Source organism: Microbacterium sp. KNMS, assembly GCF_053851835.1.
This window is the reverse complement of the sequence record NZ_JBSQBP010000006.1, coordinates 111,990-138,273: the sequence shown is the minus strand read 5'-3', so window position 1 is coordinate 138,273 and position 26,284 is coordinate 111,990. Positions and strand designations below refer to the sequence as shown.

The following is a 26,284-nucleotide window of genomic DNA, read 5'->3' as shown; positions in this document are numbered from 1 at the left end:
GGAATGGACCAGCCCCGCCGGACACACCTACACCGAGAAACCACCCCCGCGGGTCCGCGCGGAAGCGACCCCGAACCAGCTCATCGCCGACGCCCTCGCCCGCCACCACGGCGACCGCGAGCAGGCTGAGCAGCGCCGCCGCGCACGCCAGCACGAACGCGAGCGCGAGCAGCGCCAGCGGGAACGCGAACAGCACCAGCGGGAGGAGGAGCAGCGCCAGAGGGAGCAGCAGGAGCGGGAGAGGGAGCGGCGGCTGCACCTCGAGATCGAACAGGACATCCAGGAATGGTTCCGCCACTACTGGACAACCCCGGAATACCTCGCCCAAGCCCTCCTCGACGCCGACGACATCGCCCACCACGAAGACCACGACCACGGCCCTGGCACGCCCGCGCGCATCGAACCGCGACCGCAGCTCGCCACGGCAGCACCCTGAAACGGCCCGCCGGTGGAGGCCCGGATCGGCGGACGCAGGGCGGACGGAGACGCGGGCGACGGAATCGCGAGGAGGCCCGGGCCGACGGGAACGCGGAGGCCCGGCGGCGCGCCGAGAGCCCCGACTACGACACGGCGGGTGCGATGTGCTCCTCGACGAGCGTGACACCGCCGAGGACATTGGCCGAGGTCGCCAGTTCCTCGAGCCAGGCTCGATTCAGCTCGGGTGCGACGGGCTCGTCGAACTCGAAGCGCAGCGGGATGGCGGGATGCACCCAGATCGTGCTGCGGCCAGCGGGCTCGCCCTCGGGATGGCGCCACGAGACGGCGAAGCTCTCGTGGCGGCGGAGCTTGGTCACGATCACGACTTTGAGGTGCGCGAGGGTGCGATCCTCGATCGCGATCGGCAGCGACTCGGAGCCGTAGTAGAGGACGCCCATGCGCACGACCCTACGCGACGCCGCGGCCGGTCAGGAGGCGACGGCTCCGTCCTCCGCATCGTCGTCCGCCGCAGCCGCACCCTCGACGAGCGCCTTGAATCGCTCGAGGTCGCGCTGCATCGGGCCGTCGCCGAGCTCGGAGCCTGTGCCCTCATCGCCTTCGACCTCCCACGCCATGCGCAGCACGATCCGGGTGCCCGTGCCGTCGCGAGAGAGGTCGACACGGCCATTGTGGAAGACGCCGTCGGTGCTCTGCCAGGCGAGACGCTCGGGAGGGGTCTGATCGACGATGTCGACGTAGAAGTCGTCGGAGACGCCCTCGATCGTGGCCGACCATCGCGAGCGCACCTCGTCGATGCGCCGTACGGAGTCGATTGCGTCGATGTAGTCCGGGAACGACTCGACCGCCGCCCAGTGACGGTAGGCCTCCTCGATCGGCACCTCGACGTGGATCTGCGCAACCTGCGTGGTCGTCATCTTCCCTCCCCAGGGCTGACGTCGGGCGTCGGGCCGCCCTCCTGGTGAACAGATCCTAGACCCGTGGTGGGCATGCCGCACCCACCTTCCCGTCAGCCCGAAGAGACCCGGTCCAGCAGACCCCCCTCGTCGACGAGCTCGAGCGCGAGCACCCGGTACCCCGCCGTCTCGAAGAACACGGTCATCCGATCCTCCTCGACCTCCATGACGGTGCCCTCGCCCCACTCGCGATGACGCACGCGATCGTCCGCGCGGAACGCCGCATCCGGCGCGTCTGACACGGCAACGTCCGTCGGATCCGGCCCCTCTCCCCGCTCCTCCGCGCACACATCGCAGTTGCCGCACGCGTCGGCGAGCTCCTGGCCGAAGTAGCCGAGGAGCACCTGGCGTCGGCAGCGCCGCGCCTCGGCATAGGAGCGGAGCATCTCGATGCGCGATCGGTCGATGCGCTCCCGGTCCTCGACGTGCGCGAGCGCGGCGTCGACCGCCGAATCGTCGTCCACCCCGCGCATGAGCGCCGCCCCTCGCCGGTCGAGGCGCACTGCGCCGGTGTCGGACAGGAGGGTGAGCAGGGCCGAGACCCGGCGGGCCGGGACGCCCGCGGCATCCGCGATCTCCGCGCGGCGCCGGCGTCCGTCACGGATGGCCCGGAGAACACCCCGCAGATCGTCGGGATCGGCAGAGCGGGCCGCGAAGTACCGACGCAGCGCGAGGTCCTCGGGCCGATAGTGCAGCGTCGCCTGCGCTGCCGCGCCGTCGCGACCGGAGCGACCCACCTCCTGGTAGTACGCATCGAGCGACTCGGGTGCATCGGCATGCACGACGAAGCGCACGTCCTCCTTGTCGATGCCCATCCCGAACGCCGAGGTGGCCACGACGACGTCGACCTCGCCGTCGAGGAATGTCTCATGCACGCGATGGCGCTCGGCGGCGCGAAGACCCGCGTGATAGGCCGCAGCGCGCACGCCGCGATCCGCGAGCTCGTGCGCGTACCGCTCGGTGTCCTTCCGCGTCGAGGTGTACAGCAGACCCGTGCCGCGGAGACCGGCGACCTCGTCGACGACGGCGGAGCGCTTGGCGGCGTCGTCGCGATGGCGGCGGACGGCGAGAGAGATCTCCGGACGATCCATGTCGCCCACGAGCACCGCGGGCTCGCGCATTCCCAGGCGCCGAACGATCTCCTCGCGGACGGGCGTCGACGCGGTCGCCGTGAGGGCGACGATCGGCGGGCGCCCCAGCCGATCGGCGAGCCCTCCGAGGAGGAGGTAGTCCGGGCGGAAGTCGTGCCCCCACGACGTGATGCAGTGCGCCTCGTCGACGACGAGCAGCGAGACATCGCATGCGGCGAGCGCGTCGAGGACATCGTCCTTCACGAGCTGCTCGGGTGCGAGAAGCGCGTACTCCGCGTCGCCCTCGCGAATCCGGCGCCAGGCCTCTCTCTGAGCACGCACGCCGCGCGCGGAGTTCAGTGCGACGGCACCGGGCGCGGATGGCGCATCCCCGAGACCGACGAGCTGATCCTCCTGCAGGGCGATGAGCGGCGAGACGACCACCGCGAGCCCCGGGCGCAGCGCACCGGCGACCTGGTACACCGCGGACTTGCCCGATCCGGTCGCCCAGACCGCGAGCACATCACGCCCCTCGACCGCCGCCGCGATCGCCTCCGCCTGCTCAGGGCGAAGCCGATCCAGCCCGAAGCGCTCGCGCGCGGTGCGCTCGATGTCGGCGCGGCTCATCCCTCGTCGCCATCGGCCGGGCCGCGTCCCGCGTCGAAGCGGGCGCGATACCGCTCCTCGGCCTCGTCGAGCAGCGCGTCGTCGAGTCTCGCGACGGGTTCGACGTCGGCGAGAAACGGCTCGCAGTCGGGGCCGCGACCGGCCTCGCGGCCGCGCAGAACCCACGCATAGCGCTCGGCGTCCTTCTCCTCCAGGTGGCGGTACTGGCAGAGCTGGCGGGCGAGCCAGTCGTCGAGCGGGCGCGTCCACCATGGTTCCGGATCGAGCGGGTTCACCGACAGGCCGGGCAGCTCGAGGCCGCTCTCGGTGTCGATGCTCGTCCGCGACGCGTCGGCATCGGGCCCCGCGGAGTAGCGCACGTGCAGGCCCCTGGCCGCGCGGACCGCGACCGCGAGCTCCTCGAGCGTGCGCAGAACGGGCAGGCTCATGCGAACACCACCGCCATCCCGCCCTCCGGCCGTGCCGGGATGCGCCGCAGGCTGATGCGCAGATCCTGCGGCAGGACCTCGTATCGCGAGCTGTTGACGAGCAGCGACAGCGCCTCGGCGACGAGATCGGATGTCGCGAGCTCGCCGGGGCACCGGTGCGCTCCGAGGCCGTCGCCGACGCCCTGCGCGACGATCGCGTGCGGCGAGGCGTCCGCGAAGCGGAACGGGTCGAACACGTCCGGCCGCTCCCAGAGTTCGGGTGAGTGGTCGGTGCCGTAGAGGTCGAAGAGGAGGCACTGGCCTGCCGGGAACTCCTCTCCGCGCAGGCGGAACGGCGCGGTCGCGATCCCGCCGATCATCGGGAAGAAGGGGTAGAAGCGCCGCACCTCGTCGGCCATCCAGCGCGTCGTCTCGGCGTCGCCGGTCCCGACCCGCGCCGCCCATTCCGGATGCGCGTGCAGCGCGTGCCCCGCGAACGCGACGAACCGGGCCACGGCGACGACGGGGCGGAGGAGGTTCAGAAGCTCGACCGCGGCGACCTCGACGTCGAGCGGGCGGCCAGCCTCCTCGTGGTGCGCGAGGCGACCGACGATCGAGACGGCGTCTCCGCGGGATCGGGCGGAGGACACGAGCGACGCAGCCCAGCGCTCGACCCGGCGACGGTGCGCGCGTGCCGCCCAGTTGCGGGGGCCGATGCTCGCCGCGCTGTCGATCATGCCGCGCAGGCCCGCCGTGATCGCGCGCTCCTCCACAGGCGGCGGCATCACCCCGACCCAGTGGAACGCAGCGCGTGCGAGCGCCGTCGTCGCGACATCCAGCAGACTCGTGCGCTCCCCCGACACCTCCTCCACCGCGGCGCCCCACTCGGAGCGGAACAGCGCCACGAGCGTCCCGCGCCCGCGCTCGGCGATCTCGAGGAGGAGCGCGCGGCGCACGCGGTGCCGTTCGCCCTCGAGCGCCTGGACGCTGCCCTCGTCCTGCAGGAGGTGCATCGCGGATCGCGGGATGGCGCCGCTGCGTCGGAAGCCGCCGGCGCCGAAGACGTGGGCGGCCTCGGCTCCGCGGGCGACCACGACGGGGCGCCCGACGAGCCGGGTGCGGAAGGCGTCGGCCCCGACGTCCCGGTATCCGCGGAGGCCGAAGGCGTAGCCGTCGCGCGCGAGGCGATGGGTGGCGTCGAGGCACAGCGTCGGGACGCCGTCCGCGGCGGATCCGTCGGAGGGCCTCGAGGGCGCGGAGGCGGATGCGGTCATGCTCCGAGGTAATCAGGGCGCAGGGCCGGATCCCACGGGGTTGACAGGCGCCTCCGGCACGAGGCAGCCTCGCCGAGGTATCTTCGCGCGCCGTCGCGCCTCACGTTCGACAGGCGTTGTCAACCCGTGTGCTCCGGAGGATCGCGGACGCGACACTGGACGGCACATCAGCGGACGGATCGACAGCGCTGTCGAGAGCGGAGGAGAACCGTGAGCGTGATCTCAGATGCCCGAGAGGCCCGGAGCGCGACGCCGGAGGCCGTGCGGTCGCTCGGCGCGCGGCTGATCCCGGTGACCCTGACCTGCTATCAGGTCGCCGTGGGCGACCAGGTGCGCGGATACCTCTGCTGCACGGGCGAAGGATGGGAGTGCTACGCAGGTCGCGCCCTGGACACCGCCGAGGACCTCGGCGTGCGCCGGACGCTCCTCGAGGCCGTGCGCACCGTCGTGGGGTAGCGCCGCTCAGCCCTCGTGATCGCTTCCGAGCACGACGCCCGCGAGCGATCCGGAGAGCTCGTGCCGCGCCCGCTGCCGTTCGGCGCCTGTGCCGCGAACGAGGATGTCCCGCGCGCCGGTCTGCGCCCGCTTCGCATCGCCGTTCGCACGCAGGGCCGCGCGGACGTGACCCAGCAGCGTCTCGACGGCATCCGCCGCGGGCACCGCGCGCCCCGTGCCCGGGTCGACGAGGTCGCCGCGAACGCCCCACCGCGCCGCCATCCACGAGGCGAGGCGGATGGTCGGCGTCGGGATGTCGGGGGCCGGCTCGCCCGCACGCCATGCCGCGGCCGCGGTGTCGACGAGGGCGCGCACGAGGACGGCGATCGTGATCGTGTCCTCGGGATCGAGGCAGACGTCGGCGACGCGGATCTCGACGGTCGGATGGTGCCGCGACAGACGCGCGTCGAAGTAGAGCTGCCCGTCGTCGAGGATGCCGCCCGTCGCGAGGAGCGACTGCACGAGCTGCTCGTAGCGGGCGGGCGTGTGCAGGAGCTCGAGCGGACCGGCGGTCGGCCACTGGTGCCAGACGACATGGCGGTAGCTCGCGTACCCCGTGTCGGCGCCGTCGCGGAAGGGCGAGTTGGCGCTCAGCGCGAGGAGGATCGGCAGCCAGGCGCGGATGCGGTCGAGGATGGCCACTCCCTCCTCCGCGTCCGCGATGGACACGTGCACGTGGAGGCCGCATTCGAGCGTCGCCGCGGCGAGTCCGCGGAAGCGCTCCAGCACCGCGTTGTAGCGGGGGCTCACGCTCGTGTGCGGTCGGCCGCGGATGGGCGACGTGGCGAGCGCGACCGCGCGCGCATCGAGGTCGCGAGCGAGACCATCCGCCATCTCCCGCCCCGCGAGCACAAACGACCGCAGCTCGTCGGCCGTCGCGCACGGGGGCGAGATGACCTCGAGCATCTCCTGGTCCATCTCCGACTCGAGCGCGAATCCGGCCAGCTCGCGGCCGGCTGCCTGCGCGAGGATCTCGGGCGCGAGCGGACGCGGCCGCCCCGTGGTCGCGTCCACGAGCAGCAGCTCCTCCTCCACGCCGAATGTCCTCATGCTCGAGTATCCGCACGTGCGCTCGCGCGACGGGAGGTGCTTGCCGGAAGGGCTCCGGATCGGGTAGCGGGCGCGTAACAGAGCCTTCACACGGCGCGGGATCGGCCGCAACACGGCTCCGCTCGAATGAGACGACCATTCGAGCCCGGCGACGAGGAGCCAGATGACCACGTCCACGCAGTCGCGTCCCACGATCCCCGCCCCGACCGCGCCGCCCTCCCCCGCCAGGCGGCTGCTCCCCGCGAGCCGACGCCGACCGGGGCCGCTCCTCGTGACGGCCCTGTTCTCACTCGGCTGGGTCTTCATGTACGCCGACCGGAACATCCTCTCCCCCGTGATGACGGTCATCCAGGAGGAGTGGGGCCTCTCGCGCACCGAGCTGGGCCTGATGTCGACGGTGTTCTTCCTCACCTACGCGCTCATGCAGATCCCGACGGGGTACATCGCCGATCGGTTCGGCCGCGTGCGAGTCGTGGTCGTGGGCTACGTGCTCTTCGGGATCGGCACGATTCTGAGCGGCTTCGCGTCGACGTTCCTCATCTTCCTCATGTTCCGCGCGTTCACGGGCGTCGGCGAGGGCACGTACTACAGCCCCGTCTACGGCATCTCGTCGAGCTACGTCTCGAAGCGCTGGCGCGGCGTCTCGGCGGCCGTCATCAACAGCGGGATGGCCGTCGGCATCTCGCTCGGATTCATCGGGTCGAGCTATCTGACCTTCACGCTGGGCCTGCCGTGGCACGTCACCTTCCTCGTGTTCGGCATCGCGACGGTCGTGGTCGCCGGGCTCATCCACTACTTCCTCGCGCCGATCGACGATGAGCACCGCGCGCAGCTCGCCGCCGCGCGCAGCGTGGTGACTCCCGACGCGCCGGCGCGACGCGCGCTCTTCTCGCGCAACCACCTGCTCACGTACGTGCTGATCTTCTGCTCGCTGTACGGCTTCTTCTCGATGCTCACGTGGCTGCCGACCTACCTGCAGCAGGTGCGCGACGTCGCCCCCGCGCAGACGGGGATCATCGCCTCCCTCGTGCCCTGGGCCTCGATCCCCGGGGCCATCGTGCTCAGCATGCTCGCCCGCCGGATGTCGAACACACGGCCGCTGATCATCGCCCTCGCGCTGCTGGGCGGCCTCTGCCAGATCCTCGTTCCGCTCACGGGCGACTACGCGCTCATGATCGCGGGACTCGTCGTCTACGGCCTCGTGGGCAAGCTCGCGCTCGACCCGATCCTCATCGCGTTCCTGGCCGAGAACACTCCGCAGGAGATGTACTCGAGGGCGTACGGCTACTTCAACTTCGCCGGGATGCTGTCGTCGATCTTCGCGCCGTACATCACCGGCGCCCTCGCCGACGCGACGGGAATGCTCGAGTCGGGCTTCTATCTCTCCGCAGCGCTCCTCCTCGTGGGCGCGATCGCGTTCTGCTTCACGAAGCCCGCGCGCGTGGAGGCGTGAGACCGGGCGGAGTGGTCGTCAGGTGCCGCGGCCGCCGCCGCAGGCTGCGGGCCTCCTTGGCGGCCTCGACGGCCTGCACGACCTGGGACACGACGACCACCCCCACCATGAAGACCGCCACTCCCGCGAGGACGAGCACCTCGACGACCGCGCTGGCGGCGGATGCACCGCGCACGAGCACCTCGCTTCCGACCGACTGGACCGTGGACATCGGCTTCTCCCTCTTCGAACGACGGTGATCCCACTCTCGCGGGCGGCAGCCGCGAGGGGATCACCCCGCAGGCCGAACCGCGTCATCCTCGAGAGGGACATCCGCCGCGCACCCGGCATCCGGACCATCCCGGCCTCCGTGAGAGAATCGAGGGTTGCCGCCGCCGTGCGGCGAGAACCCCGAAGCGCAGAACGGAGCGGCCCGAGTGAGCGGAGTCCCCAGGGACGTCGCACGCCTCACCGAGGCGCGCGAGGGCGCGGCACTCAGCCTCGTCCGCAGCCGCTGGGCACCGCTCATCCTCGCGATCTTCCGGGCCTCGTTCTCGCAGGAGATCAAGCAGGTCCGCGCCGAGCGCCTGCACGTGCAGGTCGACACCTACCTGCACGAGCTGCGCGATGCGGGCTTCGAGGTCCCCGCGCAGGAGGAGGGGCGCGCGCTGTGCCTGTCGTGGATGCGCAGCCAGTGGCTGCGGCGCGTCCCGCTCGACGACGGCGGCGAGGCCTACGAGCTCACGTCGCACGCCCTCGCGGCGATGCGGATGCACAGCGAGCTCTCGCGCGAGCGCGCTCTGCTCAGCGAGTCGCGGCTCACCACCATCCTCGACGCGGTCCGCCGCTGGGCGACCGAGGCGAACCCCGACGAGACGACGCGGATGGCCGTGCTCGACGCCGAGATCGCGCGGCTCACGGCCGAGCGCGACCGCATAGCGGCGGGCGGCGAGGTCGAGATCGCCGACGACGAGCGGATGCTCGGGGGCTACACGGATCTCGTCGACCTCCTCGGCCAGCTCCCCGGCGACTTCCGCCGCGTCGAGGAGGCGCTCGACGCCATCCACGACCAGATGGTGCGCGACTTCCGCGCCGAGGAGCGCCCCAAGGGCGAGGTGCTCGGCGAGTACCTCGCCTCGAGCACCCGCCTCGCGTCGCAGACCCGCGAGGGCCGCGCGTTCCAGGGAGCCCTCACCGTGCTGAGCGATGAGGACCTGCTCGCCGAGTTCCGCGAGGACCTCCGCGCGATCATGAGCCATCCGTTCGCGCGCGACCTGTCGCCCGACGAGCGCGCGGCGTTCGTCAACGCCGACGCGCTGCTGCGCCGCGGTCTCCGCGACGTGCAGACGCGCCAGCAGCGCGCGTCGCAGTCGCTCGCCGAGTACCTCGCGGCGTACGACTCCCTGCAGGAGCGCGAGGTCACCCGCACGCTGCGCCGCGTCGAGCAGGAGCTCGCGGTGTGGATGGAGACCGCCCGCGCACGCGACACCGTCCCGCTGCCGTGGATGCCGTCGCGCCTCGATATCGAGCACCTCCGCACGCGCTTCTACGATCCGAGCCGGGAGAAGCCCGCTCCCGCGCTCGAGGACGTCTCCGACCTCGCGCCGGCGCCGCCGTCGCTCGACGACGTCCGGCGTCAGGGCGGCCCGCTGCTCGACGAGGTGCGCCGAGGCCTCGACGCCGCGGCCGCCGACGGCGCGACCACCCTCTCGGCGGCGTTCAACGCCCTCCCGGACGACCTGCGCCGCCCCGTCGAGGTCTTCGGCCTCGCCTACCTCGCCGCCCGGGACGGCCTTCCCGGCGGGATCGCCGATGACGGGGGCGTCGTCCGCACCGTCCGCCCCGACGGCACCGAGCGCGCGCTCGCGCTCCCCCGCCTGCAGCCGCCGACCGACATGACAGGAGACGACGATGACGACGCCTGACGACGCCTTCGCCGACGACGCCTTCACGACGCCCGACGCGATCGAGAACGCGCCCGACGACACCGCCCTGTCGCTCTTCGACGGCGACGACGGCATGCTCACGCTCGAGCAGCGCCGCTGCCTCGTCGTGATGCTCAAGCACCAGATCATCACCGACGAGCGCGAGGAGTGGCCCGTTCTCCTGCGCGACGCGCGCCTCATCAAGAGCCGCCTCAACGACCTCTTCCTCGACCTCGTGATCGACCGCGATCGCGGCGTCGCCTACAAGGTGCAGATCCGCTCCGAGGCGTCGGGGTACGTCCCCCCGCTCCTGCGCGACTCCGCCTACACCCGCGAGGAGACCGTCCTCCTCGCGCACCTGCGCCAGCGCCACCTCGCCGAGCGCGGCAGCGGGCGCCCGCACGCCCACATCGACCGCGACGACTGCCTCGCCGCGGTGGCCCAGTTCCGCCCGGCGCACGCGACCGACCGCTCGGGCGACGAGAAGAAGGCCGGAGCCGCCGTCGACTCGCTCGTCAAGGCCGGCATCCTCGTGAAGGCCGACGGCGACGACCGCTTCCTCATCTCGCCCGTGATCGAGACGCTCCTGCCGATCGACCGGCTGCGGGTCATCCAGGAGTGGCTGGCCGAGCAGAACCGCCCCGAGAACGCGCTGCGGCGGCGGATCGAGCCGGCGGCGGATGAGCCGGAGGACGCACCGCAGGACGAGGACGACGAGGAGGACGCCGCGTGACGGATCTGCTCATCGCCGGGTACGACGACGAGACCGCCCAGTGGCGCGCGAGCCACCTCCAGGTGCTGAACTGGGGCGGCTTCCACGGCCACCACCGCGTCGACTTCGACCGCGAGGCGACCCTCATCTCGGGCGGCTCCGGCACGGGCAAGAGCACGCTCCTCGACGCGTACATCGCGCTCATGATGCCGTCGACCGTGCCCTTCAACGGCGCCTCGAACGACGCGACGGTCGGCCGGGCCCGCGGCGCCGACCAGCGCAACGTGCTGACGTACCTGCGCGGCAAGCGCGACACCGTCCGCGACGTCGAGCGCGTGCTCCGCGGCGACGGCACGAGCGCGTGGGGTGCGATCTCGATGACCTTCGTCGACGGCTCCGGCCGGCGGTACACGGCCCTGCGCACGTACTTCGCGCCCGCTGGCGCCCAGCGCAGCACCGAGGTGCGCACGCGCCAGCTCACCGTCGAGGGCGACTTCCACCTGCCCGATCTCGCCGACTTCGCGGACGGCCGGTTCGATCCGCGCGCCCTGCGGGCCCGGTTCACGGGGCTGCGCTCCTACGAGACGACCCAGGACTTCCTCTCCGCGGTCGCCGCCCGGCTCGGCATCGGCGAGGGCGGCAACAGCGACAACGCCCTGCGCCTCCTGTCGCGCATCCAGGCCGGTCACCAGGTGCGCACCGTCGACCGGCTCTACAAGGAGATGGTGCTCGAGGAGCCGCCGACGTACGCGGCCGCGGATGCCGTGCTCGCGCAGTTCCAGGCGCTCAAGCAGAGTCACGAGAGCCTCGCGACCGACGAGGCCAAGGAGCGGATGCTCGCCGAGATCGCGCACCTGCACGACGACTACGAGAGCGCACGCGACCGCGTCGCGCGCCTCGACCGCTACGGCCTCACGCGCGGCGACGACGCGACGCCCTTCCGGCTGTGGTGCCTGACGACGGAGTACCGTCTGCTCGGCGAGGCCGAGGAGGCGAACAAGGCCGCGCGCGACGCCGAGAAGGAGGCGCTCACGCTCGCCCTCTCGGCCGAGACCGCGCTCGCGGTCGAGGTCGAGGAGATCAAGGAGCAGCGGGCGCAGAACGGCGGCGACCTGCTCGCCCGGCTCGACGCGCGGGTCGCGGAGGCGCGGGCCCGCGCGGCCCGGATCGCCGACGCCCGGCGCACCCTGCAGGAGCGCGTGCGCACGCTCGGCGCGGAGTTCCCCACCGAGAGCGCGCTGCGCGCCGTGCAGGATGCCGCGGCGACGTTCCTCGAGGGTGTCGATGAGAAGCTCGCCGAGCTCAAGCACCGCCGCGACGAGGAGGTCATCGCGATCGGCGACCTCACCCGTCGTCGGCGCGGCGACGCCGCCGAGCTCGAGTCGCTCACGGGGCGCGACAGCCTCATCCCCGACGCCTACGACCGCACCCGGCGCGAGATCGCCCGCGAGTGCGGCCTCGAGCCATCCGATCTCCCCTTCGCCGCTGAGCTCATGGACGTGCACCCCGACCACGAGCCGTGGCGCACCGCCGCCGAGGTCACGCTGTCGGGCATCGGCATGACGATGCTCATGGACGCGCGCCGTCAGCAGCAGATCCGCGAGGCCATCGAGTCGATGAGGCTCACGCGGCGCATCCGCTTCGACGGCGTCGACCTGTCGGAGGACGCCGAGACCCCGTCGGACCCTCGGTACATCTCGGGGCGCCTCGTCTTCCGGGACTCGCCGTTCACCGCGTGGGTCAAGCGGCGCGTCGTCACGGGCGACCACCTCTGCGTGGACTCGCCCGCCGAGCTCGGCGGAGACGAGCCCAAGGTCACCGTCAACGGCCAGACGTCGCACGGCCGGCGCGGTGCGCACGGCCGCGATCCGCGCGAGCGCTCGATCCTCGGCTTCTCGAACGCCGCGCGTCGGCAGGAGATCGAGGCGGAGATCGCCGAGACGACCGCCCGCATCGCCGCGCACGAGGAGGCCCGAGCCGCACACGAGCGCGAGGCCGACGAGGTGCAGCGCGTCGCCGAGGCGTACCGCCGCGTGCAGGATGTCGAGTGGACGTCGATCGACGTCGCCTCCGTCGAGAAGGAGGTCGCCGAGCTCGAGGCGCAGCGCGAGTCGATCCTCGACCGGTCGGACCTTCTCGTCGAGCTCGAAGAGCGGCTGCGCGATGCGGCCGAGCGCCTCGAGTCGGCGCGCGAGGAGCGCTACCGCCGCGCGGCTGCGCTCGAGGACCTCGAGCGCACATGGGGCGCTATCGTCGACCGGCAGGATGCCGTCGCGACCGAGCGCGACCGTCTGGCCGAGCGCCCCGACATCGTCCTGACCGACGAGGACGCGGCGCACCTCGACCGGGAGTTCCGCCGGATCGAGCCCGACGCGACGCATGACCGGTTCGCGAAGGCCGTCCCCCGGCTCGCCGACGAGCTGCAGCTGGACGTCCGCCGCGCGCACGCCACGCTCGACTCGACCGCGGCGTCGCTCGAGCGCATCTTCGCCGCCTACAACGAGAGGTGGCCGGATCCGAACCGCGGCACGACCGTCGACGCGTACGACGAGTTCGCCGCGATCTACGAGGAGATCACGCACCACGGCCTCTCGCAGCACCGGCTCGAGTTCCGGCGTCACCTGCAGGAGGTCAGCACGATGGACCTCAAGATGCTGAGCGACTCGTTCGGCCACGCCCTGCTGAGCATCGAGGAGCGCCTCGAGCCGGTCAACGACATCCTCCGCGATCTGCCGTTCGCGTCGGAGACCGACCGGCTCCGCATCGACATGCGCCATCTGCACCCCGAGCGCATCGAGTCGATCAAGACGCAGCTGAGGGAGCTCTCCGCAGATGTCACGGGCGAGTGGACCGCGGAGGAGGCCGACCGGCGCTTCGCGCGTCTGCAGGAGTTCATCGACCTCATCGACCTCCCCGAGTCGGGCGTCAACCCGCGCCGGGACGAGGTGCTCGACGTGCGCCGCCACATCGAGATCACGGCGAGCCGCATCGATCCCGAAGGCCGCGAGGTGAGCACCTACTCGACCCTCGGCGACAAGTCGGGCGGCGAGTCGCAGGAGCTCGTGGCGTTCATCGTGGGCGCCGCCCTGCGGTACCAGCTCGGCGATCAGACGCGCTCGTGGCCGCGGTTCGCGCCGGTCTTCCTCGACGAGGGATTCGTCAAGGCCGACAGCGCGTTCACGGGGCGCGCGATCCGCGCGTGGCTCGGCCTCGGCTTCCAGATCATCGTCGTGGCGCCGCTCGACAAGGTGACGACGCTCGAGCCGCACATGGGGCTCAACCTCTCGGTCACGAAGAACGACGCCGGCTACTCGTTCATCACGGCGTTCCGCGACGTCGCCCTACGCTGAGACCGGCGCACCCTGCAGCGCGTGCACGACCGGAGCGAGCTCGGGTCGTGCCGCGGCCTCGTCCAGCACGCGCTCGAGCGTCTCGTCGTGGATGGGGCGCGCCCGCTCGAACAGATCGCGCCCGGCGGGCGTGAGCTCGGTGTAGATTCCGCGGCGGTCGTCCGCGCAGAGGACGCGCGTGAGCAGCCCGCGGTCCTCGAGCCGGTTCACGAGCCGCGTCGTCGCGCTCGCGCTCAGGGCGGCGGCGCCCGCGAGCTGCTGCATCCGCATGTGCCACCCGTCCTGACGGCTCAGCGCGTCGAGCACCGTGTACTCGACGACCGAGAGCTCGACGGATGTCGCAAGCGCGCGCTCGAGGGCGGTCTCGATGAGGCCATGCAGGGCCGCGAGCGTGCGCCATCCCTGCGCGCGCACCTCGACCGCGTCGTCGGCGATTCCCATGTCTCCTCCAGATAGTTGCTTGCGCGTTGTATCCGCGTGTGGCAGTATTTCTCGGGCCGCCGCAAAATCCCGCGCGTGCAAGTAAACCGAGCATACCAGGAGACCCCTTCATGCCCCTCGGACTGATCGCCCTCGCCATCGGCGCCTTCGGCATCGGACTCACGGAATTCGTCATCATGGGCCTGCTGCCCGAGGTCGCGCGCGACTTCGCCGTCTCGGAGGCGGCCGCCGGATGGCTCATCTCGGGCTACGCGCTCAGCGTCGTGGTCGGCGCCCTCCTCCTCACGGCCGCGACCATCCGCCTGCCCCGCAAGGCCGTGCTCCTCAGCCTCGTCGTCCTCTTCATCCTCGGCAACGCGCTCACCGCGCTCGCACCCGACTACGCCACCGCCATGGCCGGGCGCGTCCTCGCCGCGCTCTGTCACGGGGCGTTCTTCGGCATCGGCTCGGTCGTCGCCGCGGGCCTGGTCGCGCCCGAGAAGAAGGCCGGCGCGATCGCCATCATGTTCACGGGCCTCACGGCCGCGAACGTGCTGGGCGTGCCGTTCGGCACGTTCCTCGGCCAGGAGCTCGGCTGGCGCTCCACGTTCTGGGCGATCTCCGCGATCGGCCTCATCGCGCTCGCGGGCGTCGCGGCCCTCGTCCCGGCCATCCCGGCTCCCGAGGAGCGCGTGAGCCTGCGCCGCGAGCTGCGTGCGTTCCGATCGACCCAGGTCTGGCTCTCGCTCGTCGTCACGGTCCTCGCGTTCGGCGGCATGTTCGGCGCCTTCACGTACATCGCGTACACGCTCACCGAGGTCAGCGGCTTCGCGGCAGGCGCCGTGCCGTGGCTGCTCGTCGTGTTCGGGGCCGGCCTCGTGCTCGGCAACGGCATCGGCGGGCGGCTCGCCGACCGCGCGATCGACCGGACGCTCATCGTCTTCACCGCGGCGCTCGTCGTCGTGCTCGCGCTCTTCGCCCTGCTCGCCGGATCGCAGATCGCGACCGTCGTCGCCCTCTTCCTCATGGGCGGCTTCGGCTTCGGCACCGTCCCGGGCCTCCAGAGCCGCATCATGGCGTATGCCGGCCAGGCTCCGACGCTCGCCTCGGGCGCGAACATCGGCGCGTTCAACGTCGGCAACGCGCTCGGCGCGTGGGCCGGAGGCGTCGCGATCACCGCGGGCCTCGGCTACACCGCGCCGATCTGGGTCGGCGCCGCGATGACCGCCGCCGCCCTGGCCGTGCTCGCCGTGGCAGCCGGGATGGCGCGCACCCGGGTCGCCGCCGACGCGGTCGCGGTCGCGGCCTGACCGCAGGAGGAGAATAGAGGGGATGGCTCCTCCCTCCTTCCTGCGCGACCTCTTCCGCATCCAGCCGGCGCGCGGGGAGTGGACCGTGGCCATCCGGGCGGCGCTGTCCGTGCTGCTGCCCCTCCTCGTGCTCTGGGGAGCCGACCGGCTCGACTGGGCGATGTACGCGTCGTTCGGCGCACTGTCGTCGATCTTCGGCCGGACCCTCCCTCTCCCGGAGCGGCTGCGCTCGCAGGCGGAGGCGGGGCTGACGCTCATCCTCGCGATCCTCCTCGGCGTCGCGGTGGCGCTCTCGCCCGGACGGGAGTGGCTGCTCATCCCGGTCGCGGCCGGGTTCGCGACCGGGATCGCGGTCGTCTCGCACCGACGCAACTGGCACCCGCCCGGCGTGCTCTTCCACGTCTTCGCGCTCGGCGCGTGCGCCTCGACCGCCCGCACCGCCGCCGACCTCGTGCCCGCCGCGCTCGTGTCGGCCGCCGCCCTCGCGCTGAGCCTCGCGCTCACCTATCTGACCTCGCTCGGTCGCCACCTCTGGCGGCGCCACATCGCGCACGTCGCGCAGACCTGGCCGCGCCGCCCCGCGGACCCCGGCACCCTGCCTGGCGACGGCCCGGAGTGGCCGCTGCGGCACTACCTCGTCCGGTACGGCCTCGGCGTCGTGCTCGCGGGCTCCGTCGCGACCGCGATCGGCATCGGCCATCCGTACTGGGCGATCGTCTCGGTGGTCGTCCCTATGGCGGCGCCGACGGCATCCGCGCGCCTCCTCCGCGGCACGCAGCGCGTCGTCGGAACCCTCGTCGGCGTGCTCATCACGTGGGCCGTGCTGGCCTTCGCGCCGCCGCCGCTCGTCCTCATCCTCATCATCGCGGTGATGCAGCTCGGCGCCGAGCTGTTCATCGGCCGGAACTACACGGTCGCGCTGCTCTTCATCACACCGCTCGCGCTGTGCATGGTGCAGCTCGGCCATCCGCTGCCGGTGGCGCAGCTCATGGCGGACCGCTCGATCGAGACCGTGCTCGGCGTCGCCGTCGCGATGGCCATCACGCTGATCACCCGCGAGCGCCGTCAGCGCGGCGACGCGGAGTAGGCGCCGTCGACGTCAGTCGATCGGGCAGACCGCCTTCTCGGCGACGACGGCGTGGAAGTCCTCCGCGGTCCACGGGAGGCCGAACTCGGGCTGATCCTGGCCGTCCGCGGCCGGCGCCTTCGACGCGATCGCCGCGAGCTCCTTCGCGAGCGCGCCCGCGAGATCCGCGCCGGCGGCCGAGTTGTTGAGCGCGACGGCGACGGTCATGCCTGTCTGCGGGTCGGCGTACACGCTCGTCAGGTACCCGAGCGCCGCGCCCTTCTGGCCGACGAGGCTGCCCGCGATGTACGCGCCGCTGACGTAGTCGTCGCCCTCGTAGGGCAGCGCCTTCGACCAGCGCTCCGTGCGCTCGCCCTCATCGTCGATCGACGCGAGCGCGAGCGACTGCCCGAAGCGGGCGAGATCGCCGATCGTGCTCGTCGCGCCCGAGTCGGTGAAGCCGATGCTCGACGAGCTCGTCGTGTACTCCGTCGGCGCGACGCAGCCGGCCTCGCGATCCGCGCCGTCCGAGATCCAGCCGCGCAATGCCGGCTCCCCCGGCTCGGCGGCCGCGTCCTTGGGGAGCTCGGTTGCGGTCAGGTCGAGCGGCTCGGCGAGGTACTCCTCGAACAGCGTGTGCATGCTCTCGCGGGTCGCGTGCTCGAGCGCCATGCCGAGGAGGATGTATCCCGCATCCGAGTCGCGGACCTCCGCGCCCACGCGCCCCCGTTCGGCGATGCCGGTCGCGGCGAGCTCACGCGGGTTCCACTCGCGCTTCGGCGTGGCGGTGAACTGCGGCGACAGGCGATCGCGGCCGTCGCCGAGGCCCGACGTGCCGTCGCAGAGCTGCTGGAGGGTGATGTCGGAGAGATTGGGGACGCTCGACACCCACTCGGTCACCGGGTCGTCGAGGGCGACGACGCCCTCGTCGGCGACCCGGTAGAGCACGTCGCACGTCATCGCCCGGGTGACCTCGCCGACGCGGAAGCGCATGTCGGTCGTGACGGGCTCGTCCGAGTCGGGGCCGGTCGTGCCGATGCCCTCGACCCAGGCCCCCGCCCACGGGATCCAGACCGAGACGAGGGCGCCCGACGCTCCGGCACCCTGCATCGCGTGATCCACCGCCGCCTCGAGCTGCTCGACCGTCTTCTCCGGAAGCTCCGACGAGACGATGGGCACCTCCGATCCGGCAGCCGCAGCGCTCGCCGTGCAGCCGGACGCCGCGAGCGCGATGGCCGCGAGTCCCGCGAGGACCGCCGAGGCGCGCGCCATCCGCGCGCGCACAGTGGATTTCCGCATTCCACAACCCCCCAGTTGCTCCGAGGTCGAGTTTAGGCGACCCTTGCCCGGGATCCCGGCGAGGATGCAGAACCGTGACGTTCCGCGGCGCTCAGCCCGTCGCCGCCGAGCGCATGCCCGCCGCGTCGCGCTCCCACGCGGCCCGCATGAACCGGCGGACGTCCTCGTCGACGCGGATGTCGGATGGCCGCAGGGGGCGGGTGAGGTACAGGCCGTCGAGCGACGTGAGGCGCGAGAGCGCGACGTACGTCTGCCCGGGGGCGAAGGCGCCCGAGCCGAGATCGACGATCGCACGGTCGTAGGTCTTGCCCTGCGACTTGTGGATCGTGACGGCCCACGCGAGGCGGAGCGGGAACTGCGTGAACTCGGCGACGACGTCGCGGCTGAGCTTCTTCGACGCCGCGTCGTACGAGTAGCGGTGCTTCTCCCACACGGTCGGCTCGACGTCGAACTCCTCGCCGTCGACCTCGACGCGCACCGAGTCGCCCATGATGCGGGTGACGATGCCGATCGTCCCGTTCACCCAGCGCGGCCCGTCGGGGCCCGACACGTCGTTGCGGAGGAACATCACCTGCGCGCCGACCTTGAGCTTGAGCTGCTCGTCGGCCGGGTACACGTCGCCGCGGCCGAAGTCGCCGCTGATCTCGGCGACCGCGGTCTGCTCTCTCCCGGCCAGGGCGGCGAGGTGCTTCGCGTTGATGGCGTTCACGCGGTCGTTGCGCGTCGCGAGCGTGATCACGGGATCGGAGGGGTCGGACGGCGGGGTGCGCGCGCCCGCGCGGTTGAGCTTCTCGGCGATGTCGGCGGTGACGCGCCCGTACCGGACGGCGTTCAGCATCGCCTTGAACCCGTCGTCGGACTGACGGTGGATGTGGGTGAGCTCGCGGATGTGCAGATCCGCGCCGTGGCGCCCCAGGTCGATGAGCCCGTCGCCGCCCGGTTCGGCACCGGCCCACACGTGGGCGTCGAAGAACCAGAACGAGCGGTAGTGGTCGGCGATGTAGCGCGCCTCGTCGCCGCGCGGCGGGACGGGGGCGAGCTGGTAGGGGTCGCCGAACATGACCACCTGCACGCCGCCGAAGGGCTCGCGCCGCCGGCCGCGCGCCTGGCGGAGCGACCGGTCGATGGCGTCCATGAGGTCGGCGTTGACCATCGAGATCTCGTCGATCACGAGCGTGTCGATCGCGTTGAGCAGCTTGCGGGTCGCGTCGCTCTGCTCGAGATCCTGGTCGGCGATGAGCCCGATCGGGAGCTTGAAGAGCGAGTGGATGGTCTGGCCCTCGACGTTGAGCGCCGCGACGCCCGTGGGCGCGCAGATCGCGATCTGCTTGCTCGTGTGCCACGTCAGGTGGCGCAGCAGGGTCGACTTGCCCGTGCCCGCGCGCCCCGTGATGAAGACATGCTCGCGCGTGTCCTCGATGAGGCGGAACAGGGCTTCCTGCTCCGCCGACAGAGCAGGTGCGGTCACCCTTCCATCGTAGAGAGGTGAACGCGGCCCGGTTCCGGCACTCCACAGCCGTTCGCAGGCTCCGCCCGGCGTGTCGTTCCTAGACTGGCCGCATGGAGCAGGCCGTGACCGACGCCGCGCCCTCGCGCGGAGGGTCGGCCGACGCGCCCTCCCCGGCCACGGCCATCCGCCGGCGCGAGCGGGGGCGCACCGCCGAGGTGGCGGGCTTCGTCGTCGTCGGGCTGCTCCTCGTCGCGGCGATCGCCGCGGGCTTCGCGGCCCTGTATCGCGTCTTCTGGGGCCCGGAGGCCTTCGTGGAGCGGTACGTCGGGATGCTCGCCGACGGGCGCGCGGCCGACGCGCTCACGATCCCCGGCGTCGCCGTCGACTCGGCGGATCTCGAGGCCGCCGGGATCCCGACGACCGTAAGCGACGCGCTGCTGCGCGGATCGGCGCTGTCCGACGACCTCGGCGACGTGACGGTGATCGCGTCGCGGATGTCGGAGGGCGTCGTCGAGGTGACCCTCTCGTTCTCCGCGGCGGGCCAGGAAGGGCGCTCGACGTTCCGCGTCGAGCAGGACGGATGGTCGGGCCTCGTCCCGGCCTGGCGCTTCGAGACGACGCCCCTCGCCGTGCTCGATGTGACGGTGCGGGGCTCGATGCGCTTCACGGTCAACGGGTTCGAGCTCGACAAGCGGCAGGTCTCACCCGACGGGGCGGATGCCGCGCCCCTCGATCCGGTCTCGATGCTCGTGTTCGCGCCGGGCGCGTACGCCGTCTCGGTCGACACGTCGGCCGCGGAGGCCGCGCCGGTCCGCGCTCTCGCGCAGCAGTCCCTCGCGGCGGTCCCCGTCGACGTGCAGGCGCGCCCGACCGACGAGTTCAACGACATCATCACGGGTCAGGTGCACGACTTCCTCGAGCAGTGCACGACGCAGCGGGTGCTTCAGCCGACCGGCTGCCCGTTCGGCTACGAGACCTACGAGCGCGTGATCACGCCGCCGACCTGGTCGATCGCCGCGCAGCCGAACGTCGCCGTCGTGCCGGACGGCGCGTACTGGGCGATCGCGCCCGCCGGCGCGATCGCCCACATCGAGATGGACGTGCAGTCGATCTACGACGGCTCGATCTTCCACGTGAGCCAGGACGTGACCTTCACGATCGACGGGGCCATCGACATCCTGCCCGACGGCTCCGCCGCGATCAGCATCGGGTCGCCGGACGTCTAGCCGACGGGAGCTCCGCCGCCGGGTGCCGCACCGGCCGTCGGCGTGGTCGCGGTGTCGACGCGGACGACGAGAGATGCCGCGTAGCCGCCCGTCGCATCGCCCGTGAGGGTCGCGACCTGCAGCGCGCCGCCGTCGTCGCCGAACACGTTGTCGCTCGCGAGCGTCACCTGGGCGAGGTTCGCGGTCGATCCCTCGTACCCGGCGAGCGCGTACACGGTCTCGCACGCGGCCTGCGGAAGCGCGAGCTGCGACGTCGCGATCGCGTTCGCGGAGTCGGAGATCGACGCCGCGTCGGGGTACACCTCGAAGTGGATGTGGGGCCAGCGTCCTGAGTAGCACGCGGGGAAGATCGACGTGAAGGTCACCTGCCCGTTCGCGTCGGCGATCTGGACGCCTCGGAGGTAGGTGACGTCCTCGACGCCGGACGAGTACATGGAGTAGCGGCCCTGCGCGTCGCAATGCCAGGCGTACACGGCCACGCCCTCGAACGGCGCGTCGCCGTTCGCCATGTCGGTCAGCCGCAGGGTGAAGGTCAGGGGGACGCCCTCGGCGGTGGCCGACCCGTCGATCGATGACGTGATGTCGCTGCGGATGATGCCCGAGTCCTCGAGCACATCGGGCCCATTCGACCCGTCCCCCGGATAGGGTCCCGCTGTCTCGTCGGGGATCTCGCCGTCGGGGAGCGCAGCCTCCGTCGAATCGGCCGTTGCCGTCGGCGACGGGGTGGATGTGCTCGCGGACGTGTCCGATGTCGCGCTCGGGGTCGAGGTGCTCGTCGAGCTCGTCGCGGCGGGCGCGCAGGCCGCGAGCGTCGCGGCGCCCACGCCGACTCCGACGAGGCTGAGGACACCTCGGCGGCTGACCAGCGTCTTGAGGTCGAAGCCGGCACCCTGGTCCACGACCTCCTCGTCCGGTCGGGCGAGGAGCCGGCCCTCGTAGGCCGGCCCGTCGGGCGTCTGCTCGGGCTCGGGAATGCGCGCCATGATCCGTCTCCTTATCTCGCGTCCGCCCGCTCGGGGGCGGTGATGCGTCCATGCTGGAGAACGGCGCTATGCGCCGCCGTTCACCGGTCTGTGAACGGCCTATGAGGGCTGAGGGTCAGAGCCCGCGACGGCGGTCGCGCTCGGCCAGACGGGCGAGGCGGGCGTTGTACTCCTCGAGCTCGGCGTCGCCCGTGCGGTCGGCGTGGCGATCGGCGCGCTTCTGCGTCCGCTCGTCGCTGCGGCTCCACTGGATCGCGACGATGACGGCCGTGATGAGCGTCGGGATCTCGCCGATCGACCATGCGACGCCGCCGCCCGTGTACTGGTCCTCGAGCGGGGTGGCGCCCCACGTGCGGCCCATCGCGCCGAACCACTCCGCGACCATGAGACCCGAGTGGCTCATGATCGAGATGCCGAAGAACGCGTGCATCGCCATGGTGACGATGAGGGTGACGAGACGCCCCGCGTACGGCAGGCGGTACGGCACGGGGTCGATGCCGACGAGCGACATGACGAACAGGTAGCCCGACAGCAGGAAGTGGACGATCATCCACTCGTGGCCCAGGTGGTCGTACAGCGACCACCGGAACAGGTCGGTGTAGTAGAAGGCCCACAGCGACCCGATGAAGATGCCGGCCGCGACGAGCGGGTGCGTGATGACGCGGGCGAACGGACTGTGCACCGCCCAGAGGATCCACTCGCGGCCGCCGCGCGTGCCATCCTCGCGCTTGCGGATGGCGCGAGCCGCGAGCGTGACCGGTGCGCCGGGCACGAGGAGCAGCGGGATGGCCATGCTCAGCAGCATGTGCCCGAGCATGTGCATGCTGAAGAGGTAGTCGCCGTACGCCGTGAGCGGGCCGCACGTCACCCAGACGAGCAGGACCATGCCGATCGTCCACAGCACGGTGCGGTGCACGGGCCACGCGTCGCCGCGCGCACGCAGGCGCCGCACCCCCGCGTAGTAGAAGAAGAGCCCGAAGCCCGCGACGAACACCCACAGCAGGTCGACGTCCCACGCGGTGAGCCAGCGGGCAGGCGTCAGCTCGGGAGGCAGCGGCGCCTCGGTGAGGATCTCGGCCGGCGTCGACTGCGGCGCCGAGATCTCCCCGACCGGCGGCGACGTGCGCGCGAGCGCGGCAGCCGCTCCGCTCGCGATGCCCATGAACGCGAGCTCGACCGCGACGAGACCCCAGAACGCGCCCGCGCCATCCGCCGCCCGCGCGAGGAGCCGACGGCGGTAGAGCGCGCCGAGGAGGCCCATCGCGAGCAGCGCGACGATCTTCGCGATGAGGATGGCCCCGTACGGGGTGAGGAGCTGGTCCCACTGCCCGATGGACGTGAGGGTTCGCGCGTAGCCCGAGACCGCGACGACGACGAACGCCGCGAGCGCCAGCGACGAGTAGCGCGCGAGAAGCGGGCCCAGGCGCCCCTCCTCCATGGCGGGGCGCAGGATGACGAGCAGGAGCAGGCCCCCGAGCCAGACCGCCGCGGCGACGATGTGCAGCGTGAGCGCGGTCACGGTCGCGTCGTGGCCCGCGAGGTCGCCCGAGTGGCCCTGGGTGGCCATCGGGACGAGCGTGATGGCCGCGAGGACGGCGGTGAGGAGCGTCGGGGTCCACGAGCGGATGGCGAACGCGAGGATCGTGACGACGGCCGCGAGGACGGTCGTCAGGAGCCAGGCGCTGCCGAGCTCGGTCTGCGTGAGGAAGCGGCCGAGCTGCGCGCCGAACTCGGCGCCGAGACTGAGCTGCGGGTTGAACGACGACAGGAACGTCAGGAACCCGACCGCGCCGCTCGAGAGGGTGAGCACGGCGGCGCCGATCGAGGCCGTGTCGAGCGCGACGTCGAACTCGCGCTCCTGCGCGCGCAGCCCGAAGAGCGCGAGCACCAGCGCGCCGAGCATCGTCGCCGCCGCCAGGTTGACGACGAGCTTCGCGATCGGGAGACCCCAGCGGACGAAGGCGCCGGGGTCGGCGCTGAACCGCTCGGCGGCACCGCCGCCGATCACGAGACCCGCGATGACGGCTGCGATCGCCGCGACGACGAGGATGAGGGGCCCAGCGGCCCGCAGCGCGCGCGGGTTCACCCCTCAACCCTATGCGCGCGCCCCTGGGCGGACGCCGCGCGGGGCATGTCCGGATCGTTCACCCTTCCGTGGGGGCATGCGAAAGGGCGCCGTCCCGGAGGACGGCGCCCTTTCGACGCGGCAGACGTCTTACTTGACGGCGGCCTTGAGCTTCGAGCCCGCGGTCACCTTGACGCGCTTGCCCGCGGGGATGGCGATCTCCTCGCCGGTCTGCGGGTTGCGGCCGGTGCGGGCAGCGGTGTCGACCTGCTCGAACGCGATCCAGCCGGGGATCGAGACCTTCGCGCCCTTGGCGACGGACTCGGAGACCGAGGTGAACAGAGCGTCGAGGACGCCCGAGACGGCGGCCTGGCTCTGACCGGTGGCGCTGGCGATGCTCGCGACGAGCTCGGTCTTGGTGATGGTCTTGTCGGCCATGTCATCCTCCAGCGGCGTGAGGACGCCGCGACGTTTCAACGGACCGCAGGCGTTTGCCTCCGGTGGTCTTGCGACCGTGATGAATGTACCAACGCGCCCCGGAATTCCGCGGATTCTCGCGGCTTTCCGCGCGATTCGCCCGGCGTGTCGCCCCTCGGATGTGACGGATGTGACGGAAGTGACGGTTCGCGAGGCGGGAAAAGGAAGAGGGCGGGACTCCCGAAGGAGTCCCGCCCTCTCGCCGAAGCGGGTGCTTACCAGCTCGACTTGGTCACGCCGGGCAGCTCGCCACGGTGCGCCATGTCGCGGAAGCGGACACGCGAGATGCCGAACTTCGTCAGCACGCCACGGGGGCGGCCGTCGATGACATCGCGCGAGCGGAGACGCACGGGCGACGCGTTGCGGGGCAGCTTCTGCAGGCCCACGCGAGCGGCCTCGCGCTGCTCGTCCGTCGCGTTCGGGTCGACGAGCTGCTTCTTCAGCTCGAGGCGCTTCGCCGCGTAGCGGTCGACGACGGCCTTGCGCTGCTCGTTGCGAGCGATCTTGCTCTTCTTCGCCATGATTAACGCTCCTCGCGGAAGTCGACGTGCTTGCGCACGACCGGGTCGTACTTCTTCAGCACGAGGCGGTCGGGGTTGTTGCGGCGGTTCTTCTTGGTCACGTAGGTGTAGCCCGTGCCCGCGGTCGAACGCAGCTTGATGATGGGACGGACGTCCTGAGCCTTCTTCGCCATTAGAGCTTCACACCCTTCGCGAGCAGGTCCTTCACGACCGATTCGATGCCGCGGACGTCGATCACCTTGATGCCCTTGGCGGAGACGTTCAGCGTGACCTTACGGCCGAGCGACGGAACGTAGTACGTCTTCTTCTGCACGTTCGGGTCGAAGCGGCGCTTCGTCCGTCGGTGCGAGTGCGAGACATTGTGACCGAAGCCGGGTACGGCACCGGTCACCTGGCACACAGCAGCCATGGTTCACTCCTTCACTACCGTGGAGCCGGACGGCTCCACCCAAGATCTCTTGTCTGCGCAGCCGTCACCCACCCGGAGACCGGGCTGTGTACAGGTGGGGCCGCACGAACTGCGCGCAGGAGTGCACGCAGACAAACGTCGATCCTAGCACAGTCGGGCGTGTCGCCCGAATCGGAGCGCAGTGCCCCCCGCCCACTTCTCCGGCTCGGTCTTGACGCCGTGTTTCCAACGTTGGAATACTGGCCACGCGCTCGGAGTCGAGCGCATCCATCACCTCGACGAGGAGGTCTCATGGCCGCATTCCCCCGCCCGCACCGCAGACGACGCGCCGGCATCGCCCTCGCGCTCGCCTTCGCGGTCGCTCTCGCGCCGCTGGTCGCCCCCGGCGGCGCCGAGCCGACCGCCGCGGCGACGTATCCGAATCCCGGATACGTCACCGGCTCGACCTACACGCACGACCCCGAGGTCGTGAAGAAGCCCGACGGCGCCTACCTGCTGGCGCAGACCGGCGACAACATCCCCCTGAAGACCTCGCGCGACCGGACCGCGTGGGCCGACGCGGGCGTCGCCTTCCCCGGCGGCATGCCGTGGGTGCACGGCTACACGAACGGGACGAACACGGTGTGGGCGCCCGACATCACCTATGCCAACGGCAAGTACTACCTCTACTACTCGGCGTCGACCTTCGGCTCCAACAACTCCGCGATCTTCCTCGCGACGAGCACGAGCGGCGCTCCGGGCACCTGGACCAACCAGGGCGCGATCATCTCGTCGACGACGTCGAACGACTGGAACGCGATCGACCCGAACCTCGTGATCGACCACACGGGGCGGTGGTGGCTGTCGTTCGGATCCTTCTGGTCGGGCATCAAGATGATCCGCCTCAGCAACGTCTCCGGCCTCCGGCTCGACAGCACGTTCGCGAGCATCGCGGGGCGCGGCGGCGGCGCGATCGAGGCGCCGACCATCCACTACCGCGACGGGTACTACTACCTCTTCGTGTCGTTCGACCGCTGCTGCCAGGGCGCCGCGAGCACGTACCGCGTCATGGTCGGCCGCGCGACGTCGGTCACGGGGCCCTATCTCGACCGCAACGGCGTCGCCATGACCGCGGGCGGCGGAACGGAGATCCTCGCGGGCCACGGCTCGATCCACGGTCCCGGCCACCAGGCCGTGCTGGCGGACGCGGACGCCGACGTGCTCTTCTACCACTACTACGACGACGCGGGCGCCTCGCGCCTCGGCATCAACCTGCTCGGCTACTCGGGCGGATGGCCCTACGTGTACTGACCCGCTGAGGCGCGTGCGCCGTCCGCGGGCGGCGC

26 protein-coding genes are annotated in these 26,284 nt (G+C 71.7%); 10 read left to right on the top strand and 16 right to left on the bottom strand.

Annotated elements, in window-relative coordinates:
* Nucleotides 1-436, top strand: a 436-nt coding sequence (locus tag ACWXWW_RS05985; RefSeq protein ID WP_455969298.1) for a hypothetical protein, incomplete at its 5' end; no start/stop codon positions are given.
* A 124-nt stretch (nt 437-560) separates the two neighbouring features.
* Here the strand turns inward: ACWXWW_RS05985 and ACWXWW_RS05980 are convergent.
* The 5 genes from ACWXWW_RS05980 to ACWXWW_RS05960 form a co-directional block, all read right to left on the bottom strand.
* On the bottom strand, nt 561-875 hold the full coding sequence (locus ACWXWW_RS05980) for a DUF7882 family protein (RefSeq protein ID WP_271172676.1): 315 nt from the start codon (nt 873-875) through the stop codon (nt 561-563).
* Between the two features lie 30 nt (nt 876-905).
* Nucleotides 906-1,352 (bottom strand): SRPBCC family protein, encoded by a 447-nt coding sequence (locus ACWXWW_RS05975; RefSeq protein ID WP_271172675.1) that lies wholly within the window; start codon nt 1,350-1,352, stop codon nt 906-908.
* A 92-nt stretch (nt 1,353-1,444) separates the two neighbouring features.
* Nucleotides 1,445-3,088 (bottom strand): RecQ family ATP-dependent DNA helicase, encoded by a 1,644-nt coding sequence (locus ACWXWW_RS05970; RefSeq protein ID WP_455969297.1) that lies wholly within the window; start codon nt 3,086-3,088, stop codon nt 1,445-1,447.
* A complete protein-coding gene (locus ACWXWW_RS05965) occupies nt 3,085-3,516 on the bottom strand; it encodes a DUF6098 family protein (protein ID WP_455969296.1) in 432 nt (143 codons plus the stop codon). The genes ACWXWW_RS05970 and ACWXWW_RS05965 overlap by 4 nt, the downstream gene beginning before the upstream one ends.
* The gene (locus ACWXWW_RS05960; protein WP_455969295.1) at nt 3,513-4,769 is read right to left on the bottom strand and encodes a cytochrome P450; all 1,257 of its coding nucleotides are present in this window, start codon (nt 4,767-4,769) and stop codon (nt 3,513-3,515) included. The genes ACWXWW_RS05965 and ACWXWW_RS05960 overlap by 4 nt, the downstream gene beginning before the upstream one ends.
* 210 nt (nt 4,770-4,979) lie before the next feature.
* Between ACWXWW_RS05960 and ACWXWW_RS05955 the strand changes: the two genes are divergently transcribed.
* On the top strand, nt 4,980-5,225 hold the full coding sequence (locus ACWXWW_RS05955) for a hypothetical protein (RefSeq protein ID WP_271172671.1): 246 nt from the start codon (nt 4,980-4,982) through the stop codon (nt 5,223-5,225).
* A gap of 6 nt (nt 5,226-5,231) precedes the next feature.
* Here ACWXWW_RS05955 and ACWXWW_RS05950 read toward each other — a convergent pair whose 3' ends face one another.
* Nucleotides 5,232-6,314 (bottom strand): carboxylate-amine ligase, encoded by a 1,083-nt coding sequence (locus ACWXWW_RS05950; protein WP_455969294.1) that lies wholly within the window; start codon nt 6,312-6,314, stop codon nt 5,232-5,234.
* 163 nt (nt 6,315-6,477) lie between these two features.
* Here ACWXWW_RS05950 and ACWXWW_RS05945 point away from each other — a divergent pair, with 163 nt between their 5' ends.
* Entirely contained in the window at nt 6,478-7,767 is a 1,290-nt protein-coding gene (locus ACWXWW_RS05945; protein WP_455969293.1) for an MFS transporter, read from the top strand.
* Here the strand turns inward: ACWXWW_RS05945 and ACWXWW_RS05940 are convergent.
* Entirely contained in the window at nt 7,739-7,978 is a 240-nt protein-coding gene (locus ACWXWW_RS05940) for a hypothetical protein (RefSeq protein ID WP_455969292.1), read from the bottom strand. The genes ACWXWW_RS05945 and ACWXWW_RS05940 overlap by 29 nt on opposite strands.
* A gap of 205 nt (nt 7,979-8,183) precedes the next feature.
* On the opposite strand from ACWXWW_RS05940, the gene ACWXWW_RS05935 reads away from it, so the two are divergent.
* From ACWXWW_RS05935 to ACWXWW_RS05925, 3 genes are read left to right on the top strand one after another with little or no spacing between them, the layout of a single operon-like run.
* Complete coding sequence (locus tag ACWXWW_RS05935; protein WP_455969291.1) at nt 8,184-9,671, top strand: DUF3375 family protein; 1,488 nt, start codon at nt 8,184-8,186, stop codon at nt 9,669-9,671.
* Nucleotides 9,658-10,404, top strand: coding sequence for a DUF4194 domain-containing protein (locus ACWXWW_RS05930; protein WP_421074743.1), 747 nt, complete (start codon nt 9,658-9,660; stop codon nt 10,402-10,404). The genes ACWXWW_RS05935 and ACWXWW_RS05930 overlap by 14 nt, the downstream gene beginning before the upstream one ends.
* Entirely contained in the window at nt 10,401-13,733 is a 3,333-nt protein-coding gene (locus ACWXWW_RS05925) for an ATP-binding protein (RefSeq protein WP_455969290.1), read from the top strand. The genes ACWXWW_RS05930 and ACWXWW_RS05925 overlap by 4 nt, the downstream gene beginning before the upstream one ends.
* Here the strand turns inward: ACWXWW_RS05925 and ACWXWW_RS05920 are convergent.
* Nucleotides 13,725-14,174, bottom strand: coding sequence for a MarR family winged helix-turn-helix transcriptional regulator (locus ACWXWW_RS05920; protein WP_282978498.1), 450 nt, complete (start codon nt 14,172-14,174; stop codon nt 13,725-13,727). The genes ACWXWW_RS05925 and ACWXWW_RS05920 overlap by 9 nt on opposite strands.
* 110 nt (nt 14,175-14,284) lie before the next feature.
* On the opposite strand from ACWXWW_RS05920, the gene ACWXWW_RS05915 reads away from it, so the two are divergent.
* Together ACWXWW_RS05915 and ACWXWW_RS05910 are read left to right on the top strand one after the other, a co-directional pair.
* Nucleotides 14,285-15,463, top strand: a complete 1,179-nt coding sequence (locus tag ACWXWW_RS05915) for an MFS transporter (RefSeq protein ID WP_455969289.1) — start codon at nt 14,285-14,287, stop codon at nt 15,461-15,463.
* A 22-nt stretch (nt 15,464-15,485) separates the two neighbouring features.
* Complete coding sequence (locus ACWXWW_RS05910; RefSeq protein ID WP_455969288.1) at nt 15,486-16,550, top strand: FUSC family protein; 1,065 nt, start codon at nt 15,486-15,488, stop codon at nt 16,548-16,550.
* Nucleotides 16,551-16,562: 12 nt separating this feature from the next.
* Here ACWXWW_RS05910 and ACWXWW_RS05905 read toward each other — a convergent pair whose 3' ends face one another.
* The gene (locus ACWXWW_RS05905) at nt 16,563-17,828 is read right to left on the bottom strand and encodes a serine hydrolase domain-containing protein (RefSeq protein ID WP_455969287.1); all 1,266 of its coding nucleotides are present in this window, start codon (nt 17,826-17,828) and stop codon (nt 16,563-16,565) included.
* 91 nt (nt 17,829-17,919) lie between these two features.
* The gene (locus ACWXWW_RS05900) at nt 17,920-19,296 is read right to left on the bottom strand and encodes an ATP-dependent DNA helicase (protein WP_271172660.1); all 1,377 of its coding nucleotides are present in this window, start codon (nt 19,294-19,296) and stop codon (nt 17,920-17,922) included.
* A gap of 92 nt (nt 19,297-19,388) precedes the next feature.
* Between ACWXWW_RS05900 and ACWXWW_RS05895 the strand changes: the two genes are divergently transcribed.
* Nucleotides 19,389-20,504 (top strand): hypothetical protein, encoded by a 1,116-nt coding sequence (locus tag ACWXWW_RS05895; RefSeq protein ID WP_455969286.1) that lies wholly within the window; start codon nt 19,389-19,391, stop codon nt 20,502-20,504.
* Here ACWXWW_RS05895 and ACWXWW_RS05890 read toward each other — a convergent pair.
* The 6 genes from ACWXWW_RS05890 to rpmB form a co-directional block, all read right to left on the bottom strand.
* The gene (locus ACWXWW_RS05890; RefSeq protein ID WP_455969285.1) at nt 20,501-21,487 is read right to left on the bottom strand and encodes an intradiol ring-cleavage dioxygenase; all 987 of its coding nucleotides are present in this window, start codon (nt 21,485-21,487) and stop codon (nt 20,501-20,503) included. The genes ACWXWW_RS05895 and ACWXWW_RS05890 overlap by 4 nt on opposite strands.
* 115 nt (nt 21,488-21,602) lie before the next feature.
* On the bottom strand, nt 21,603-23,573 hold the full coding sequence (locus ACWXWW_RS05885) for a cytochrome c oxidase assembly protein (RefSeq protein ID WP_282978484.1): 1,971 nt from the start codon (nt 23,571-23,573) through the stop codon (nt 21,603-21,605).
* Between the two features lie 129 nt (nt 23,574-23,702).
* Nucleotides 23,703-23,990, bottom strand: coding sequence for an HU family DNA-binding protein (locus ACWXWW_RS05880; RefSeq protein ID WP_271172653.1), 288 nt, complete (start codon nt 23,988-23,990; stop codon nt 23,703-23,705).
* Between the two features lie 254 nt (nt 23,991-24,244).
* Nucleotides 24,245-24,550, bottom strand: coding sequence for a 30S ribosomal protein S14 (gene rpsN, locus ACWXWW_RS05875; RefSeq protein ID WP_271172652.1), 306 nt, complete (start codon nt 24,548-24,550; stop codon nt 24,245-24,247).
* Between the two features lie 2 nt (nt 24,551-24,552).
* A complete protein-coding gene (rpmG, locus tag ACWXWW_RS05870; protein ID WP_155049151.1) occupies nt 24,553-24,723 on the bottom strand; it encodes a 50S ribosomal protein L33 in 171 nt (56 codons plus the stop codon).
* Nucleotides 24,723-24,959 carry a 50S ribosomal protein L28 gene (gene rpmB, locus ACWXWW_RS05865; RefSeq protein ID WP_271172651.1) on the bottom strand — a complete coding sequence of 79 codons (237 nt, stop codon included), beginning with the start codon at nt 24,957-24,959 and terminating at the stop codon, nt 24,723-24,725. Before rpmB ends, rpmG begins: the two co-directional genes overlap by 1 nt.
* A gap of 291 nt (nt 24,960-25,250) precedes the next feature.
* Between rpmB and ACWXWW_RS05860 the strand changes: the two genes are divergently transcribed.
* Nucleotides 25,251-26,249 carry an arabinan endo-1,5-alpha-L-arabinosidase gene (locus ACWXWW_RS05860; protein ID WP_455969284.1) on the top strand — a complete coding sequence of 333 codons (999 nt, stop codon included), beginning with the start codon at nt 25,251-25,253 and terminating at the stop codon, nt 26,247-26,249.
* Nucleotides 26,250-26,284 lie beyond the last annotated feature (35 nt).